Raw genomic sequence first — 510 nt, forward strand, 5'->3', positions numbered from 1 at the left:
TACTGAAGCGAACGATGGGCCTGGACGAACGAGAAGAAATTGACCTGCAGGATTCACTCCGTTACGACGATGCCTTATTCATCTCGCCAGGTAGCGATGCCTTTCTCGACGCGGTACAATCCCGACCCGAAGTGCGTCGGTTAGAATTGGTTGAACAGCTAAACCGGGAGCAGATTGTCTTACAGGTTGCTGAAAAACAGCCGAAACTAGCTGCGATTGGCCTGGTACAATCGCAGTCGCAGGCCAATAACTTTCGGCTGGGCGATTACCAGTGGCCTGTCAGTTCGTACCTGGGCTTGCAACTCAATGTACCAATTTTCAGCGGGTTTCGAATGAATTCGCGAATTCAACAGGCGCAGATATCCCATAAACAAAGTGAAACGCAGCTAATAAATTTAAAGGAAGTCGTGCGGGCCCAGGTGAAAATCAGTCTGGCCAACGTCCAGGAAGCCCGGCTACGTATCCAGACCCAGCAACAAACGATTGCCGTTGCCGAATTAGGCTACCGTA

The 510-nt window shown here is 50.8% G+C and carries 1 protein-coding gene; it reads left to right on the top strand.

Annotation, left to right across the window (positions count from 1 at the left end):
* Window positions 1-14 precede the first annotated feature (14 nt).
* On the top strand, window positions 15-510 hold a 496-nt coding region (locus DT603_RS15905; protein ID WP_162350961.1), incomplete at its 3' end, for a TolC family protein.

It is taken from the genome of Pseudoxanthomonas gei (assembly GCF_010119615.1).
GTDB lineage: Bacteria > Pseudomonadota > Gammaproteobacteria > Xanthomonadales > Xanthomonadaceae > Pseudoxanthomonas_A > Pseudoxanthomonas_A gei.